Origin of the sequence: Billgrantia desiderata (assembly GCF_900108215.1) — a bacterium.
Lineage (GTDB): Bacteria > Pseudomonadota > Gammaproteobacteria > Pseudomonadales > Halomonadaceae > Halomonas > Halomonas desiderata.
On record NZ_FNVC01000012.1, the window covers coordinates 91,452 to 109,066 of the forward strand.

A 17,615-nucleotide genomic window follows, 5' to 3' on the forward strand; every position below is an offset into this window, starting at 1 on the left:
TCTAATCGGTCGAACTTGAGGGTAGCCATGCACGAAGCCGAACAGGAAATCCAGGCACTCATTCACGGCGGAGAGAGCCTCGCCGTCGAGTTCAAAAGCGACGTCAAAAGCCTGCCGGACCGGGATCTGGTAGCCGCAGTGGTGGCCCTTGCCAACACCGAGGGCGGCGACCTGTTCCTGGGCGTTGAAGACGATGGCACCCCGACTGGGCTGCATGCCAATCACCGCAACCTCGCTGGCCTGCCCGCTCTGATTGCCAACAAGACCATTCCCTCGCTGGCTGTGCGCGTTGAGGCCCTTGAGCTGGAAGGGCAACCCGTCGCCAGGATCCAGGTGCCCAAATCTCGGCAGCTTGTATCCACCTCGGATGGCCTGCTACAGCGTCGGCGCCTGAGAATGGACGGCACTCCGGAGGCCGTGCCTTTCTACCCCCATGAGTTTGTTCAGCGCCAGTCCAGCCTGGGGGTAACCGACCCCTCGGCCTTGCCGGTGGAAAACCTGGCGGTTGAAGACCTGGACCCGATTCAGCGCATCCGCATCCGTAACGCCATCAAGAAGTACGGCGGCGACCAGAGCCTGATGCCCCTGGCGGACGATGAGCTGGACGGCGCCCTGGGGCTGACTGTGAGCGTGGGAGGCATGCGCCGCCCCACGGTTGCAGGCCTGTTGCTGCTGGGGAGCGAAATGCAGCTCCGGCAACACCTGCCCTCCCACGAGGTAGCCTTCCAGGTGCTGCGCGGTACCGATGTCCTGGTCAATGAGTTCTACCGCAAACCGCTGCTGGAGACCTTTGAAGAGGTCGAAGTGCTATTCCGCGCCAGGGTGGAGGAAGAGGAGATTCAGGTTGGGCTGTTTCGCGTGCCCATCCCCAACTTCGACCGCCGGGCCTTCCGGGAAGCCTTTGTAAACGCCCTGGTTCACCGCGACTACAGTGCCCTGGGCGCCGTGCACGTCAAACTGGACGACGACGGCCTGAGCATCAGCAATCCCGGTGGTTTTGTGGAGGGCGTTAATCTGGACAACCTGCTGGTGGCCGACCCTCGCTCCCGTAACCCCTTGCTGGCTGACATTATCAAGCGCATCGGCCTTGCCGAACGCACTGGCCGGGGCATCGACCGGATCTTCGAGGGTATGCTCCGCTACGGGCGCACCGCCCCCGACTACTCCATGTCGTCCGCTCACACCGTCTCCGTGCGCATGAGCGCAGCGGACGCGGACGCCGAATTCCTGCGCATGATCGTCGAGCGTGAGGAACAGACTGGCGCCGCCATGCCCATCGACAGCCTGATTATCCTGTCCCGGCTGCGCAATGAGCGGCGTTTAAGAACGGCAGACCTGGCCAAGTCGGTGCAGAAGCCGGAAACCGTGGTCCGGGGCACCCTGGAAAAGCTGGTGGAAGCCGGGATGGTGGAAGCCCATGGCACCGGCAAGGGCCGCACCTACACCCTGAGCGCCAAGGTATACCGGGGGGCGGGACAAAAGGCCGCCTATGTGCGCCAGGCGGGCTTCGATGCTATCCAGCAGGAGCAGATGGTGCTCAACTTCATCGATACCCACGGCAGCATCAAACGAGCGGATGCCGCCGATCTGTGCCATATCAGCCCTTTCCAGGCCACTCGGCTGCTCAACCGCTTGAAAGACAAGGGCGTGATACGCCCGGTGGGCCAGGGCAAGGGGACTCGATATGAGCGAAGCTGATAAAATACGTGCGTCGCACGAAAAATACGAGCAGATACGAGCGGTGCGCGTATTTTCGTGCTGTCAGCACCATAGTTTGGAGCCGAGCCCCATAGTGATATTTGAGCGAAATGACTTCCCAACGCTACATAAGGATGACGTATGAACAGAACCGATGCTGAAGCATTGCTGCGTACTGCGGTGGGAAACGCAGCCGCAAGCTTCCGTAGTGGCCAATGGGAAGCCATTGATGCTTTGGTAAATCAGCGCCAAAAGCTACTGGTGGTTCAACGAACCGGGTGGGGCAAAAGCTCTGTCTATTTCATAGCGACCCGAATCATGCGTGATCAGGGCTATGGGCCCACCATCATTGTCTCGCCTTTGCTGGCCTTGATGCGTAATCAGATTGAATCAGCTCGAAGACTGGGTATTCACGCGATCACCATCAACTCTACCAACCGTGATCAAGCGGAAGCATTGATCCAGCAGGTACATACAAACCAGGTGGATTGTTTGTTGATCTCACCGGAAAAGCTGGCCAACGAGCAGTTTGTTGAGCAAGCGCTCCATCCTATTCTGGATAACGTAGGGTTATTGGTTGTGGATGAAGCGCACTGTATCTCGGACTGGGGGCACGACTTTAGACCGGATTATCGTCGCCTGCTCAATATTTTGCGCCAGATGCCCCCCAACATGCCGGTATTAGGTACAACGGCCACAGCCAATGATCGGGTCATCACAGATGTTGTTGATCAGTTGGGTGATATTGAGGTGCTCCGCGGCCCCTTGGTTCGCGATAGCTTGTCTCTTCAAAACATTGCCCTTGCAGATCAGGCAAGTCGCCTCGCCTGGCTGTCAGAAACGATACCGACTCTGCAGGGGGCTGGGATCGTCTATGTGCTTACAAAGCGAGATGCAGAACAGGTAAAAAGCTGGCTGTTGAGTCAGGGAATTGATGCCAAGGCCTACTACAGCGGCATTGAGCATTCTGATTTCGAGAACTCCGATCAGTACCGGGAGCATCTGGAAGATCTGCTGCTCAACAATCAGCTGAAGGTGCTTGTAGCCACGACGGCACTGGGCATGGGTTACGACAAACCCGATCTTCACTTCGTTATTCACTACCAAGCACCGGGCTCAATCGTATCCTATTACCAGCAAGTAGGCCGGGCCGGACGCGGTATTGACGAGTCTCTCGGCATTCTGCTTTCAGGGGCGGAGGATGAGCGTATTCACGACTTTTTCCGTCGCTCCGCATTTCCGAATCAGCCCCAGATTAACCAGGTGCTTTCCGTTCTCGAAGACAGTGATGGCTTATCTGTACCGAAACTGGAAGAACACTTGAATATGCGTAAAGGGCAAATCGAAAAAGTCCTTAAATTTCTGAGTGTGGAGAACCCTGCGCCTGTATACAAAGCGGGCAGCCAATGGACAAGAACACCGGTTGCTTATCAGCTAGATCATGACCAAGTCCAGCGGCTCACGAACATGCGAGAGCAGGAGTGGCAAGAAATCCAGGAGTACACGACAACTTCGGGCTGCTTGATGGAATATCTGCGAAGGTCTCTTGATGACCCGGAGGCGCAACCCTGTGGCAAGTGCGCTAACTGTCTTGGTGCGCCGCTGGTCAGTGCCTCGCCCGATCGCCAAAGAGTCATTGCTGCAGCGCAGTTCCTTCGCCACTCAGAATTCGTTTTCAAACCCAAGGTTCAAGTGGCCGCCAATGGGTTTCCGCAATACGGATTGCGAGGGAACCTGCCACAAAACCTCAGAGCGCAGGAAGGCAGAGTACTTAGTCGGTGGGCTGACGCAGCATGGGGCGGTTTCGTCGAACAGGACAAACATGGGGGCTATTTCCGGGATGAATTAGTGGACGCCATGGCGGAAATGATTCAGCAGCGTTGGCAGCCAACGCCACGGCCTGAGTGGGTCACCTGCGTACCCTCGCTCAAGCACCCCGAATTGGTGCCGGAGTTTGCGCGGCGGCTGGCGAATAAACTGGGTCTGCCATTCCATCCGGTAATCTCCAAAGTGCAGGATAACGAACCACAAAAACTACAGAACAACCGCTATCACCAGTGCAGCAACCTGGATGGAGTGTTCGCGGTTGATGCAGGCCTCCCTTCCGGCCCAGTCCTATTGGTGGACGATGTCGTCGATTCCGGTTGGACCATGACCGTTCTGGCAGCCTTACTTCGGCAACAAGGCAGTGGCGAAGTCTATCCGGTCGCTCTTGCCTCTTCTGCAACGGGAGATTAATGAATGCTCGCTGCTAAAACACAGGCAATCCTGTTACTGACCGCCTATTTTTCCAGGTCAACAAGCTCAGAAGCAAAGCCTCTCACGAATAAAGAGTGGGGGCGTTTTGCCTTCTGGTTGAAGAACCAGGAAATGGTCCCCGAGGATCTCCTGACAGGGGACCTCAGTCAAAAACTGGCGGGATGGACAGACTCCAAGATTACATCCGACCGCATTCAAACCCTGCTCAATCGTGGGTCCGCCCTGGCAATGGCGATGGAAAAATGGACCCGCTCCGGCTTATGGGTGTTGACGCGCTCAGACAGTGACTACCCCAAACGTCTTAAAGCACGCCTCGGTAATGATGCACCCCCTGTCTTCTTCGGGTGTGGCAACCGCAATCTCTTGAACCAAGGTGGCATTGCTGTCATCGGCTCCCGTAAGACCTCTGACGCGGACCTTCAGTTTAGCCGCGATCTTGGAGCTAGGTCCGCAAACGATGGACGATCTGTCGTATCCGGCGGTGCAAAAGGCGTCGATGAAGCCGCCATGCTGGGTGCTCTTGAGTCGGAAGGTACGGCAATTGGGGTTCTCGCCAATGACCTGCTGCGCGCCGCTACCTCCGTAAAGTACAGAAAGTACCTGATGGCGAACAATCTGGCTCTCCTCTCACCCTTTTATCCTGAGGCCGGTTTCAATGCGGGCAATGCTATGCAGCGCAACAAGTACATCTATTGCCTGTCGGATGCAGCCATTGCTGTGCATTCCGGAACCTCCGGTGGTACCTGGAATGGTGTGCTTGAGAATATAAAACACAGTTGGGTACCCATGTGGATCAAGCCTACCGACGACCCGGGGGCCGGCAATGCCACACTGGTGCAAAAAGGCGCTAAATGGCTACCTGAAAATCTCGCTGAAATCGACCTTGACCACTTGCTGCGAACCGCAGATTCATCTGCAGATCAGGGTGCTGATTTATTTGCTCAAAACCAGACAGAAACCGTGCCCGAGGTAACTGTAAACGAACCTCTGGCTCACACGACGGGCCAACAAGAAGAAAACGAAGTAGCGTCGAATGAGGTTGTCAAAGAGACTGCTGAAGACGCTTCCAAGTCTTCACCGAAGCAGGAACACGCAACCCCCTCGCCGGTTTCGAGTGACCAATGCGAAGAAAAAACAGCTCTTCCGCAGCTTTCCTTGTACGACCACTTTCTCCTGATGCTTAGAAATGAAACAGGCTCACCAAAAACCATTGATGAATTGTTGGAAGCTACACAGCTTCACAAAACCCAGCTTAACGAATGGTTAAAACAGGCTGTCGCGGATGACAAGGTGACCAAGTTAAATCGCCCCGCTCGGTATCAGTGGGTGGAAGACAATCAACGCAAGATGTTCGAGGATCAGTAGTCTCCATGGAAACTGCAAAACTTAAAAAATTCGCCCAATTTGCTCGCCGCAGCCTCCTCGAACAGGTTACAGCCAAGCTCAAACTGGTACTCGCCGATGAGAGTCCCGCCCGGCGAGAAAGGCCACAGGTGATTAAAAAGCTGGAAGAGGCGGTAACCGGCCAAGGCAAAGAGCAGGTTATCGAGCGGGTGGCCTACATCTGGTTCAACCGCTTCTGCGCTCTGCGTTTTATGGACGTGAATCGTTACAACCGCATTGGCATTGTTTCCCCTGCTGAAGGGCAGTTCCAGCCTGAGATCTTGGCGGATGCCAAAATGGGCCATATCGATGAAGAAATGGTGTCGGAGTCAACCCGTCAAAAGATCTTCGCTCTGCTGGACGGAAAGACACCCAGCCAGGACCCCCAGGGGGAAGCCTATCGCCTGCTAGTCGTAGCTGCCTGTAACTATTGGTACAGCGCGATGCCGTTCCTGTTCGAGCGCATTGACGATTACACCGAGCTTTTAATGCCGGATGACCTGCTCTCCGGCAACTCCATTCTGGCCTATACCCGCGAGGCTATGACACCGGATGCCTGTAAAGATGTTGAGGTAATCGGTTGGCTGTATCAGTTCTATATCTCCGAGAAGAAAGACCAGGTGTTTGCTGACCTTAAGAAGAACAAGAAGGTTACTCCCGAGAATATCCCGGCGGCAACCCAGCTGTTCACGCCGCACTGGATTGTTCGGTATCTGGTGGAAAACTCGCTGGGCCGTCTCTGGATGCTCAACCGGCCAGACTCAGGCCTGATTGAAAGGATGGATTACTACATTAAGCCGGAAGAGCCTGAGACCGACTTCCTGCGGATCAATAGCCCGGAAGAGATCAAGATCTGTGACCCGGCCTGCGGCTCGGGACACATGCTGACGTATGCATTCGATTTGCTGTATGCCATTTACGAAGAAGAAGGCTACGAACCTGCCGATATTCCGGCCAAGATTCTGACTCACAACCTCTATGGTATTGAGATAGATGAGCGTGCCGGCGAGCTCGCCGCCTTTGCGCTAAGCATGAAGGCACGGGCCAAGCAGCGCCGCTTCTTCCGGAAGCCCGTGCAGCCGAATATTGTCGTTCTGGAGAGCGTCACCTTTACTGACTCCGAGATGCAAGATGTGGCTGCTCTTGTGGGTAAAGATCTTTTCACTGATGAGCTGCGCGAGACACTAAGGCAGTTTGAGCAGACAAAGAACTTTGGCTCGCTGATCGTGCCGAAGTTATGCGATCTGGCTGAGACGCTACGGGTGGTAGAGGCAAGTGATTTCGGTTCCGACCTACTGCTGGAGGAGGTGCAGGCACGTGTGATGGCCGTGCTGCGCATGGCCGAGGCATTGTCGCCGAAGTATCATGTGGTGGTAGCCAATCCGCCGTATAAGAAAAAAGCAGACCTAAACGTCGAACTCCAGGATTTCCTTGAGGCAAGTTTCAAAGACGGAAAGTATGACCTTTATCAAGCTTTTATCTTGCGAAACTTGAATCTTGTACGCCGTTCAGGGCTTGTTGGGATGATCACGATGCAAGGCTGGATGTTTGCGCCAAGGTATGAAGCGATCCGTTCAGCGATTCTTTCCCAAGCTACCATTCGCAGCATGGCTCAACTCGGTGAGCGAGCTTTCGACTCTATCGGCGGTGAAGTGGTCACTACAACTTCCTTTGTCCTCGCCAACTCAGCTGCCGCCAATTTCAAGGGTGATTTTGTAAGACTAACTGACGGGCTGAACGAGACAGAAAAAGAAAACAAACTGCTGGCCGCTATCAGGGATAAGGGTAGCCCGCTCCGCTTCCGCGTTTCGTCTGAGCAGTTTGAAAAGGTACCAGGGGACCCGCTCGTCTACTGGGCTCAAGAGAAGATTCGCGATCTATTTGGCAAGCATAGCTCAATCTCGGAAATGATCGTCACCCGAGAAGGCCTCGCTACAGGCAGTAACTCTACTTTTCTAAGGGAGTGGCATGAAGTCAGTTTATCCCATGTTGGCTTTCAGATAGCGAATAATGACGAAGCGCAAGCTTCACAGATGCGATGGTTTCCGTACGTCAAGGGCGGCGGCTCTCGTCGCTGGTACGGCAACCTGGAGCATTTCGTAAACTGGTATGATGATGGCATTGAGCTCCGCAACTTCAAGGATGAGAAGACAGGAAGGGTGCGGTCACACAATTACAACGGGGATTTCGGGTTTAGGCGTGGTTTTACGTGGTCTGGTATTTCCAGCAACGACTTCGCTATCCGCTTCGTGCCCTCCGGGTTTATGTTCGACGCAAAAGGCCCTATGGGCTTCATCGAACAGAATGGCCTTGAAGCGCCAATTCAAGGGTTCCTAAACAGCCGTGTCGCCAGTTTCCTCCTGCGCATGTTAGCTCCAACCTTGGATTTCAAGCTAACACATGTTCTGAGTTTACCGTTTTCAGCACAATCAAGTTCTTCGCTTGAACAAAATGTCCAAGGTGCCATAGACACGGCAAAATCCGACTGGGATGCCTATGAAATCTCTTGGGATTTCACCACCCTCCCGCTGCTCTCGAAGCATGACGGCGAAACGCTGAAGACCACCTACTCCCGGCTCCGCGACCATTGGCAGGGCATGGTGAACGAGATGAAGAGGCTTGAGGAAGAGAACAACCGCATCTTCATCGAGGCCTATGGCCTGCAGGATGAGCTGACACCCGAGGTTCCGCTCAACGAGATCACCCTGACCTGCAACCCGCACTACCGCTACGGCAACGACAAGAGCGAAGAGGAGCTGGAGGCGCTGCTGCTGGCCGACACCATGCGCGAGCTGATCTCCTACGCCGTGGGCTGTATGTTCGGCCGCTATGCTCTGGAAGAACCGGGGCTGATCCTGGCCAATCAGGGAGAGACCATCGAGGACTATCTGAAGCGGGTTCCGGAGCCGAGCTTCCCGGCAGACGATGACAATGTCATCCCCATGCTCGATGGCGACTGGTTCACCGATGACATCACCGAACGCTTCCGTGAATTCCTGCGCATCGCCTTTGGCGAAGAGCACTATGAGGAAAACCTCCGCTTTGTCGAGCAGGCACTAGGCAAGGACATCCGCAAGTACTTCCTGAAGGACTTCTACAACGACCACGTGCGCCGTTACAAGAAACGGCCCATCTACTGGCTGTTCTCCTCTCCCAAGGGCTCATTCAACGCGCTGATCTACATGCACCGCTACCAGCCCCACACCGTGGGCACGGTGCTGGAGTACCTGCGGGATTTCAAAGACGAGAAGCTGAAAGCCCGGAAAAACCATCTGGAGGCCGTCAGTATCAGCGCCGGGGCCTCCCAGGGTGATAAGACCAAGGCCCTGAAAGAGATCGAGAAGATCAACAAAATCCTAGCCGAGTTGGATGACTACGAGCGGGATGTACTTTATCCCCTGGCTACCGAGCAGGTGGAAATCGATCTCGATGACGGGGTGAAGGCCAATTATCCGAAATTTGGCGACGCTTTGAGAAAGATTACCGGGTTAAGCCAATGAGTGACCGTATTAGCCAGGCTCTGAGCCGACTGTTCGATAAGCACCGAATCGTGTTTTGGTACGACACCAAACACGAGCTGCGCGGTGACTTCGAGGCGGTTTCCATTCCTGACGTAGAAAAGGCCGAAATCACCAACAACGAGTACGGCCTGAAACATCGCATCCTGCGGGAGGCACCGGAACAGAAATTCTTGCTGTACAAGGAGGGTCCGCAACCGGAGGATCTGGATAACTGGTTGCTGGACGTACAGCTGGCCCACGGCGAGTTTCGGACCGACCAGGTGGCCATTTGGCTGTCCGAATTGGAGCTGGGCCTGGAGTTCGCCGAGGTGGCCCAGGCCCACACGGAGTTCTTTCAGGCGATCAAGCGCAAGGACGCACTGAAGAAGTTGCTGAAGCCGGACGATACCGCCGGCCAGCTGCGCCTGAAGATGCTGGCCGTGTGTGCCGGTAGTGAGCCTCGTATGGACTCGGTGGTGGAAACCCTGCTGCAGCAACTGGCGGAAGACCGTGATGATGGCATTCGGCTGATTGAGCGCTGTGGTCTGGACAGCTTCCTTTGGGAACAACTGACCCGTTTCTACGGCTACGAGGCCAGTGAACCCAGCCTGCGCGATTTCGTGATCGAGCTGTTCAAGTCCTGCTACGCCATGACTGTCGGTGGAGAGCGCACGGATGGCGAGGTCAAACTGACCGGCGATGCCCTGGTGTTCCTCAAGCGCTGGAAAGACAGCCGGCAGTTCGAGCAGGGGTTTGAAACCCTGTCTGCCGAGTGTGCCGGGGTGCTGGGCATTGAGCAGGATCTCGGTAAACGGGACTTCCGGGACCTGGTCGAACTGGACTACTTCCGGCTAATCGACCAGAAGATTATCAGTGACCTGGTGCGGGCGGTGGTAGGCCGCACGGTCACTAGCGGCGATGTGGCACTGTGGGTGCGGCAGCGGCGCCAGGGCCACTGGTACGGGGAGTTCCGCCACCTGTATGAAGCCATTGAGTTTGCGGCCCGCTTTGTCCAGATGCTGGGTGAGGCTCGTCTAACCATGGACAGCCTCTCCGACGGCGTTCAGCGATACAGCCGCACCTGGTTCCAGTTGGACCAGCTCTACCGCAAGTTTACCTACCATGTGAGCATGTCCGGCCAGGCATCGTTGATGGGCGAACTCAGTGAGCAGGTGGAGAATCTGTATTCCAACAACTATCTGCTCAAGCTGGGCGACGGCTTCCAGGTTCACGTGGACGCCGCGCCGCGCTGGGAGGCCTATCCGGTCGTTCAGCAAAAGGCCTTTTTTGAGCACTGGGTTCGCCCGTACCTGCGCAAGGACAAGCGGATCTGTGTGATCATTTCCGACGCCATGCGCTACGAGATTGGTGACGAGCTGCTGGGCCTTATCCGGCAGGAAGATCGCTACAGCGCGGAGCTCGAACCGGCTCTCTCGACCCTGCCCAGCTATACGCAGCTCGGTATGGCGGCGCTGCTGCCCAACAAGTCCTTGGCGATCGCCGACAACGATACCGGCACGGTACTGGTGGATGGCCAAAGCTCACAGGGCACGGTCAACCGTACCAAAATCCTGCAGGCCGCCCTGGATGGGCGGGGCCAGGCCGTCAAGGCGGAGGATTTTATGCAGCTCAACCGGGACGACAGCCGGGAGCTGCTCAAGGGTAACGATGTGGTGTACATCTACCACAACCGGATCGACCACACCGGCGACAAGATGCACTCAGAGGGGCAGGCCTTTGAAGCAGCAGAACAGACCCTGGCGGATCTCATACGCCTTATCAAGAAGCTCACGGCGGCCAACGCCAACAATCTGCTGATCACCGCTGATCATGGCTTTATTTACCAGAACCGTGAGCTGGATGAGAGTGATTTCCTGGGTGACGTCGTTTCTGGCGATGATATTCGCTACCGGGACCGTCGGTTCGTGCTGGGTAAGGGGCTGTCCGGCTCTCCGGCCTTCCATCACTTCTCGTCTAAGCAGCTTGGGCTGGATGGCGATATGGAAGTGCAGATTCCCAAGTCCATCAACCGGCTGCGCCTTAAAGGCTCTGGCAGCCGCTTTGTGCATGGCGGTGCATCCCTTCAGGAGGTGGTGATTCCGGTCCTGAAGGTTAACAAGAAGCGCCAGAGTGATGTCAGTGCCGTTGAAGTGGACATCCTGCGTGGGGCCAGCTCGGTGATCACTTCCGGCCAACTGGCGGTTACCTTGTACCAGTCCGGGCCGGTTACCGAGAAAGTACAGCCTCGCCACCTGCGGGCCGGGATTTATACCCAGTCAGGGGAGCTGATCTCGGACAGTCACGAACTGTCGTTTGACCTGACCTCGGAGAATCCCCGCGAGCGGGAGCTTCAGGTACGCTTCGTACTGAGCCGCAAGGCAGATGAGGCCAATGGCCAGGAGGTCTTCCTAAAGCTGGAAGAACAGCACGCCGGTACCTCCCACTACAAGGAATACAAGTCGCTCAGGTATTTGATGCGGCGGTCCTTTACCAGCGATTTTGATTTCTGAGGGTTATAGCCAATGAGCACGCTTGACCAAAAGATCAACGAACACTTCCCAGGGCTGGTGGTGCGCAAAGACCTGGTGAAAACGGTCAAGGGCAACGCCATCGTTCCCTCATACGTGCTGGAGTATCTGCTCGGCCAGTACTGCGCCACTAACGACGAGGCTACGATTCAGACCGGTATCGAGACGGTCAAGGAGATTCTGGCCAAGCACTATGTCCACCGCAACGAGGCCGGGCTGGTGCGCTCGAATATCAAGGAAAAGGGGCGCTACAAGGTCATCGATAAGATCAGCGTGGCCCTGAATGAGAAGACGGATGCCTACGAGGCGCAGTTTTCCAACCTGGGAATCAAGAAGGTATTGGTGGATTCTGGGACCGTGAAGGCCCACCCCAAACTGCTGGTAAGCGGCGTCTGGTGCATTGCGGACATTGAATACGTATTTTCTGAAGACCAGAACGTCAGCCCCTGGATCCTGTCCACCCTCAAGCCGATTCAGCTATCTCACTTCGACTATGACGCCTACGTTGCCGCGCGGCAGCAGTTCAGCACCGATGAGTGGATTGACCTGTTGATACAGAGTATCGGCTTTAACCCGGAGATGTTCGGACGGCGCAGCAAGCTGACGCAACTGGTCCGATTAATTCCGTTCTGCGAGCGGAACTACAACCTGATTGAACTTGGCCCCAAGGGGACGGGTAAGTCCCATGTTTACTCAGAGTTCTCGCCCCACGGGATTCTGGTATCCGGTGGTGAAGTCACCGTACCCAAGCTGTTTGTGAATAACTCCAGCGGCAAGATCGGCCTGGTGGGCTACTGGGATTGCGTGGCCTTCGACGAGTTCGCCGGCAAGCAGAAACGCGTCGATAAAGCACTGGTCGACATCATGAAGAACTACATGGCCAACAAGTCCTTCTCCCGGGGAGTGGAAACCCTGGGCGCCGAGGCGTCCATGGTGTTCGTGGGGAACACCCGGCACACTGTTCCTTACATGCTGAAGCATTCAGACCTGTTCGATGAACTGCCGGACAAGTTCTACGATTCTGCCTTTCTGGACCGGATCCACTTCTATATTCCGGGATGGGAGGTCGACATCATCCGGGGCGAGATGTTCTCCGACGGCTATGGCTTTGTGGTGGACTACCTTGCGGAAATCCTGCGCTCGATGCGGAACTACGATTATTCCGATCAGTACCGGGAGCACTTTACCCTCTCTTCGGATATCTCGACCCGTGACCGGGACGGTATCAACAAGACCTTTTCCGGCTTGATGAAGATCCTGTTCCCCCAGGGCGGAGCAACCAGGGATGAGGTTGAAGAAGTGCTGCGTTTTGCCATCGAGGGGCGCAAGCGGGTCAAGGACCAGTTACAGCGGATTGACACCACCTACGGCGAAGTCCGATTTTCTTATCAGGATCAACAAGGCCAGGAAATACTGGTCACGACACTTGAGGAAGAAGAGTACCCCGGTTACTACCATCAGACAGTGTCTACCCCTGATGACGGGGGGTTAGAGCTTGAGCCAGCAGCAGAGGTTAATGGTGGCGAGCCCAGAGAGCGCCGCGCCCCAGAGCCTGTGCTTGAGGAAAAACACCTGACTTTCCAGGAGAACCAAAAGGGTATCTCATTCGACGGCTTGTTTGGCGCATACCTGAAGGGCGCCCGTAAGATCACCGTCACAGACCCCTACATTCGGCTTTTCTACCAGATCCGCAATTTCATGGAGTTTCTCGAGGCCATCGTGAAGAACAAGGCCGAGGAAGATGAAGTGGCGGTTCACCTCGTCACCGTCCGGGACGAGTTCAAGGGTGACTTACAAGACGAGAGTTTTGAAAAAATCCAGGAATCCGCTCGCACCGTGGGCATCGACTTCACCTGGGAGTTTGATGAAAGCGGCACCATTCACGCCCGTCATATCGTCACGGACCACGGCTGGAAGATATCGCTGGACAGAGGGCTGGACATTTTCCAGCACTACGAGATGAATGAAGTCTTCGCGTTTGCCAACCGGTTGCAGCAGTTTCGGTCGAGCAAAGCCTTCGAGGTGACGTTTATCAGGCTGGGTTAGCCGGATGATTATTCGGCTAACCCAGCCGGGTTACTACAGAGGCGACATACTCGGCCAGCTGAGTGGATTACGAAACTACCGGTCGATTCCCTCTTGCACGGCCCAAACCGCCGCTTCCACTCGCGAGCGCAGATTGAGCTTCTTCAGCAGGTGTTTCACGTGCACCTTCACCGTGCCCTCGGAGATGTCGAGCTTGCGCGCAATGAGCTTGTTCGAGAGACCGCCGGCCAGCTCACGCAGGATCTCGCGCTCGCGCTGGGTCAGGCTGTGGATGTCGGGGGTGGCCGGCGCCGTACGCTGGTTGCGCAGCGCCTCGGCCAGCAGGGCGGTGAGGCTCTCGCTCACCACCATGCGTCCCAGCGCCGCCTGGCGCAGCTGGCGCACCATCTCCTCGGGCTCCATGTCCTTCAGCAGGTAGCCGTCGGCGCCGCCGCGCAGGGCCGCCACCAGGTCATCTTCGTGATCGGAGACGGTAAACATCACGATGCGCCCGGCATAGCCCGAGTCGCGCAGCGCCTTGAGCGTCTGGATACCGTCCATGCCCGGCATGTTGAGATCGAGCAGGATCATGTCGGGGTCGAGCTCGGCGGCCAGGCCCACGCCCTGCTGTGGTTCGCCGGTGTCGCCGACCAGTTCGAGGTCGTCCTCCAGCTCCAGCAGCTGAGCCACGCCGCGGCGCAGCAGAGGGTGGTCGTCGATGATCAGGATACTGGCGGGGGTCTCGTTGACTGACTGGCCCATGGGTCTCAGTTTCCTTGGTCGTGAAGGGTGGGTTCGATGGCCGGCTGGCGGGTGATCAGGCGCGCCGTCTGGGGCGTGAAGACCACTTCCACACAGGTGCCGCCCTCGGCCCGATTGGAGAGCTTGAGCTCCCCACTCAGGGTGTGGGCGCGGTCGCGCATGATGACCAGACCATAGTGCATGGGCGGCGAGTCGTCGTTCTCGAGGCCCACGCCGTCGTCCTCGATGCGCAGCACGATACGCGCATGGTGGAATTTCACCGTGACGGCGGCCCAGTGCGCCTGGGCATGCTTGTGCGTGTTGCTCAGCGCCTCGCGGGCGATCTGCAGCACGTGAATCTCTTCATTGGGGTTGAGCAAATGCGGCGGCACGTCGAAGTGCAGCTCCACCGGGGCGCCCATGCGCTCGGAGAACTCTTCGGTGGTCTGCTGCAGCGCCGACTGCAGGCCGGGCCCCTCCAGCTTGAGGCGGAAGGTGGTGAGCAGCTCGCGCAGCTGGCGGTAGGCGCTGTTGAGTCCGGTGCGCAGTTCGTCGAACACCGCTGCCTGCATCTCCTTGGGGGCATCCTTGGCCTGCATGCGCTCCAGCCGCGCCACCTGCATCTTGAGGTAGGAGAGCGACTGGGCCAGGGAGTCGTGCAGTTCGCGGGCGATGATGGTGCGCTCGCTCATCAGCGAAACCTGCTGCTCCTCTTCGATGCGTCGTTGCAGGTACACCGCCGTGGCCAGCTGGTCGGCCAGGGCGTTGAGCAGTCGCCGCACGCCGTCGGAGAGGCGCTCGTCCTTGGGGTGCCAGACTTCCAGGGTGCCGAGCATCTCGTCGCCCACGCTCACCGGCAGCAGCACGCAGTCGCCCTCTTCGGTATCGGATAGACGCAAGGGGCGGGGGGCGATCAGGCAGGCATGGCAGTCATGGTCGCGGCAAAAGTCCGGACGTCGCGCGGCGTGAGTGGCGAGAACGGGAATCTGGCGATCGTCGTGGGGGGCGTTGAGCGACAGCCGGATGGGGCCGATGTCGAGCAGTTCCGCCACCCGGCGCAGCATGGGCGCGGCGCTGGTGCACAGGTCGTTGCCGCCGCCGTAGAGCGAGCGGCTGCCGTCGTGGAGCACCTGCATGACCTGGCTGCTGCGCTCGAGCTCACGGGTCTTGCGCTTGATTCTTGCTTCGAGCTCGGCATAGCTGGTGCCCAGCTCCTCGGACATGGTGTCGAAGGTCTTGCCCAGCATGGCCAGCTCGTCGCTGCCCTTGAGCTGGGTACGCAGCGAGAAATTGCGGCGCGCGGCTTCGCGGGCCAGCACCATCAGCTGGCGCAGCGGCGACACCAGGTTGTGGCGGATGTCGTAGAGCGCGATGGCTACCACCACCGCCGTCAGGCCCAGGAACAGGATCTGCAGCGCACTGAGCAGGCGGATCTTGGCTTCCGTGTTTTGCTCGAGCTGCTTGACCATGGTGTCGATGTCGCCCACCAGGCCATCCAGGGTGCGGTTGAGCGGATCGATGCGCACGTATTGGCTGGCCACCGCCTCGCTCACCTGGGGGGCGAGTTCGTTGTGCCAGCGGCCGAGGATCAGGCGGTACTGGCGACGCAGCTCATGGGCTTCGGAAACCGGAATCGCCCCGGTCAGCTCGTCGCTGGCCAGGCGCTCTTCGAAGCGCCGCTTGAGCACGTGCACCTCGGCCTGATGCTCCAGTGAGGGTATGCGTTCGTAACGCTGCAGGGCGGCCACGATCTGGTAGGTGTTCATGCGCAGCGAGCCGGCGACGTTGATCGCCGCGGCATCGCCCCGGCTGCCACCGGCCACGGCCATGGTCACCACGATGCTGATAAGGGCCATGGCGCTGATCGCCAGCAGCGAAGCGACGATACGGGCCACGAGGGAACGTTGCAGCAGTTTCATTGACGGCGGGCGTCTCCAGAAAGGCGCGGGGCATGTCGACACTATAACCCCTCAGCGACATTAAACCCCAAGGGCTGGCGGCGCATCCTACCGACCGATGCGGTGTTCTGCCACCAAAGAGGTACCTCGCTTGCCCTTTTGACCTGGCGGGGGGCGCAAACGAGAATCTCTTCGACCACACCATGAGACAAACCGTTCATGCAGCCTGCCGTAAAAGCCCCCCCGCTGGGCGCGCAGGTCGACTACCGTTCGCTGGTGGTCGTGCTGTTGTCGCCGCTGGCCTTTGCGCTGGTGTTCGCCAGTTGGACCATCTTCGCCGTGCTGGGCGTCGAGCTGAAGCACGTGCTGCACTTCGGCGAAGTGCAGTTTGCCTTGCTGCTGGCCATGCCGATGTTCACCGGTGCGCTGGCGGCGCTGCCCATGGCGGCGCTTGCGCGTCGTGTGGGCGGCCGGCGGGTGATGATCGGCTGTCTGCTGCTGATCTGCCCCTTCCTGTGGGCGATTGCCTATTCCGACGCTTACCTGGAGTTTCTGCTGGCCGGTGCCGGGCTGGGGCTGGGAGCCGGCTCGCTGGCTGCCGGGCTGGTCTACGTGGCGGCGCTGTGCCCGCGTCGTCATGCCGGCCTGGCCCTGGGGCTCTACGGTGCCGGCATGCTGGGGGCGGGACTGACCTATTTTCTGTTGCCCTTGATCAGCCAGGCCTACGGCTGGCCCATGGCGCCCAAGCTCTACCTGCTGCCGGTGCTGCTGGTGGCGCTGTTGCTGTGGGTGTTCGCCGAGGATGCGCCGAGAAAGGACTCCCTGTCGGCCGAAGCGCTCGATGAGTTCGCGCCCCCGCCCGAGCACGTTCGGGTGCGCCGGCGCTGGCTGCCGCCGCCGGCGGTGTGCCGCCTGGCGCTCTACTACAGCTTCTTCTACGGCGCCTTCGTGGCGCTGGCGCTGTGGCTGCCGGGGTATCTGGCGGCGCAGTATCAGCTTTCGCTCAAGCTGGCCGCACTGTGGGCGCTGACCTTCACGCTGCCGGGCGGGGTGGGGCAGATCGCCGGCGGCGCGCTGGCCGATCGGCGCGACTTCCGCGACCTGCGCTGGTGGGTCAGCGCCTGCGTCATGGTGTGCCTGTTCCTGCTCTCCTATCCCGACTTCACCATGCAGATCCACGGCGTGCATGGCGACCTCACCCTGCACTTCTCGATGCCGCTTTACGGCTTCACCGCGCTGCTGGCCGTCATGGGGCTGGCCATGGGTATCGGCAAGGGTAGCCTGATGTGCCTGCTTCACCGCGAGTACGGCGACGACATGGTGCGCTCGGGCGGGCTGGCGCTGGCCCTGGGCGGGCTATTCGCCGCGGTGCTGCCGCTGATGTTCGTGCTCGGCAACGAGTGGATCGGTGTGCGCACCGCCGGCTTCATGTTCCTCTACGCCGCGCTGGCGGTGTGCATGCTGGTGATGCTGTGGGATGGCACTCGCTCCCGCTCCAGGTCGGCTTCTTCCACCCCCACCCAGGCGGACTAACCCCCTTTCACCGGGCCGTCTATCACCTTGTAGGTAGACGGGGTGTATAT

Annotated in this window: 9 protein-coding genes; 7 read left to right on the top strand and 2 right to left on the bottom strand. The window is 58.3% G+C overall.

Annotated features, from left to right (window positions below; translation table 11 throughout):
• Positions 1-27: 27 nt before the first annotated feature.
• The 6 genes from C4S71_RS12470 to brxL all read left to right on the top strand — a co-directional run bounded on the left by C4S71_RS12470 (position 28) and on the right by brxL (position 13,414).
• Positions 28-1,698 (top strand): ATP-binding protein, encoded by a 1,671-nt coding sequence (locus C4S71_RS12470; RefSeq protein ID WP_103969333.1) that lies wholly within the window; start codon positions 28-30, stop codon positions 1,696-1,698.
• 141 nt (positions 1,699-1,839) lie between these two features.
• A complete protein-coding gene (locus tag C4S71_RS12475; RefSeq protein WP_103969334.1) occupies positions 1,840-3,936 on the top strand; it encodes a RecQ family ATP-dependent DNA helicase in 2,097 nt (698 codons plus the stop codon).
• 3 nt (positions 3,937-3,939) lie between these two features.
• Entirely contained in the window at positions 3,940-5,322 is a 1,383-nt protein-coding gene (locus C4S71_RS12480; RefSeq protein WP_103969335.1) for a DNA-processing protein DprA, read from the top strand.
• Positions 5,323-5,327: 5 nt separating this feature from the next.
• Positions 5,328-8,840 (top strand): BREX-1 system adenine-specific DNA-methyltransferase PglX, encoded by a 3,513-nt coding sequence (pglX, locus tag C4S71_RS12485; RefSeq protein WP_103969336.1) that lies wholly within the window; start codon positions 5,328-5,330, stop codon positions 8,838-8,840.
• Positions 8,837-11,350: a BREX-1 system phosphatase PglZ type A gene (pglZ, locus tag C4S71_RS12490; RefSeq protein ID WP_103969337.1), complete on the top strand. Its 2,514-nt coding sequence runs from the start codon at positions 8,837-8,839 to the stop codon at positions 11,348-11,350. The genes pglX and pglZ overlap by 4 nt, the downstream gene beginning before the upstream one ends.
• 12 nt (positions 11,351-11,362) lie before the next feature.
• Positions 11,363-13,414: a BREX system Lon protease-like protein BrxL gene (gene brxL, locus C4S71_RS12495; RefSeq protein ID WP_103969338.1), complete on the top strand. Its 2,052-nt coding sequence runs from the start codon at positions 11,363-11,365 to the stop codon at positions 13,412-13,414.
• 75 nt (positions 13,415-13,489) lie between these two features.
• On the opposite strand, the gene narL is transcribed toward brxL, so the two are convergent.
• Positions 13,490-14,155: a two-component system response regulator NarL gene (gene narL / locus C4S71_RS12500; RefSeq protein WP_086510536.1), complete on the bottom strand. Its 666-nt coding sequence runs from the start codon at positions 14,153-14,155 to the stop codon at positions 13,490-13,492.
• Between the two features lie 5 nt (positions 14,156-14,160).
• Positions 14,161-16,053, bottom strand: coding sequence for a histidine kinase (locus C4S71_RS12505; protein ID WP_103969339.1), 1,893 nt, complete (start codon positions 16,051-16,053; stop codon positions 14,161-14,163).
• 198 nt (positions 16,054-16,251) lie between these two features.
• Here C4S71_RS12505 and C4S71_RS12510 point away from each other — a divergent pair, with 198 nt between their 5' ends.
• Positions 16,252-17,565, top strand: a complete 1,314-nt coding sequence (locus C4S71_RS12510) for an MFS transporter (protein WP_103969340.1) — start codon at positions 16,252-16,254, stop codon at positions 17,563-17,565.
• The last annotated feature ends 50 nt before the right edge of the window (positions 17,566-17,615 follow it).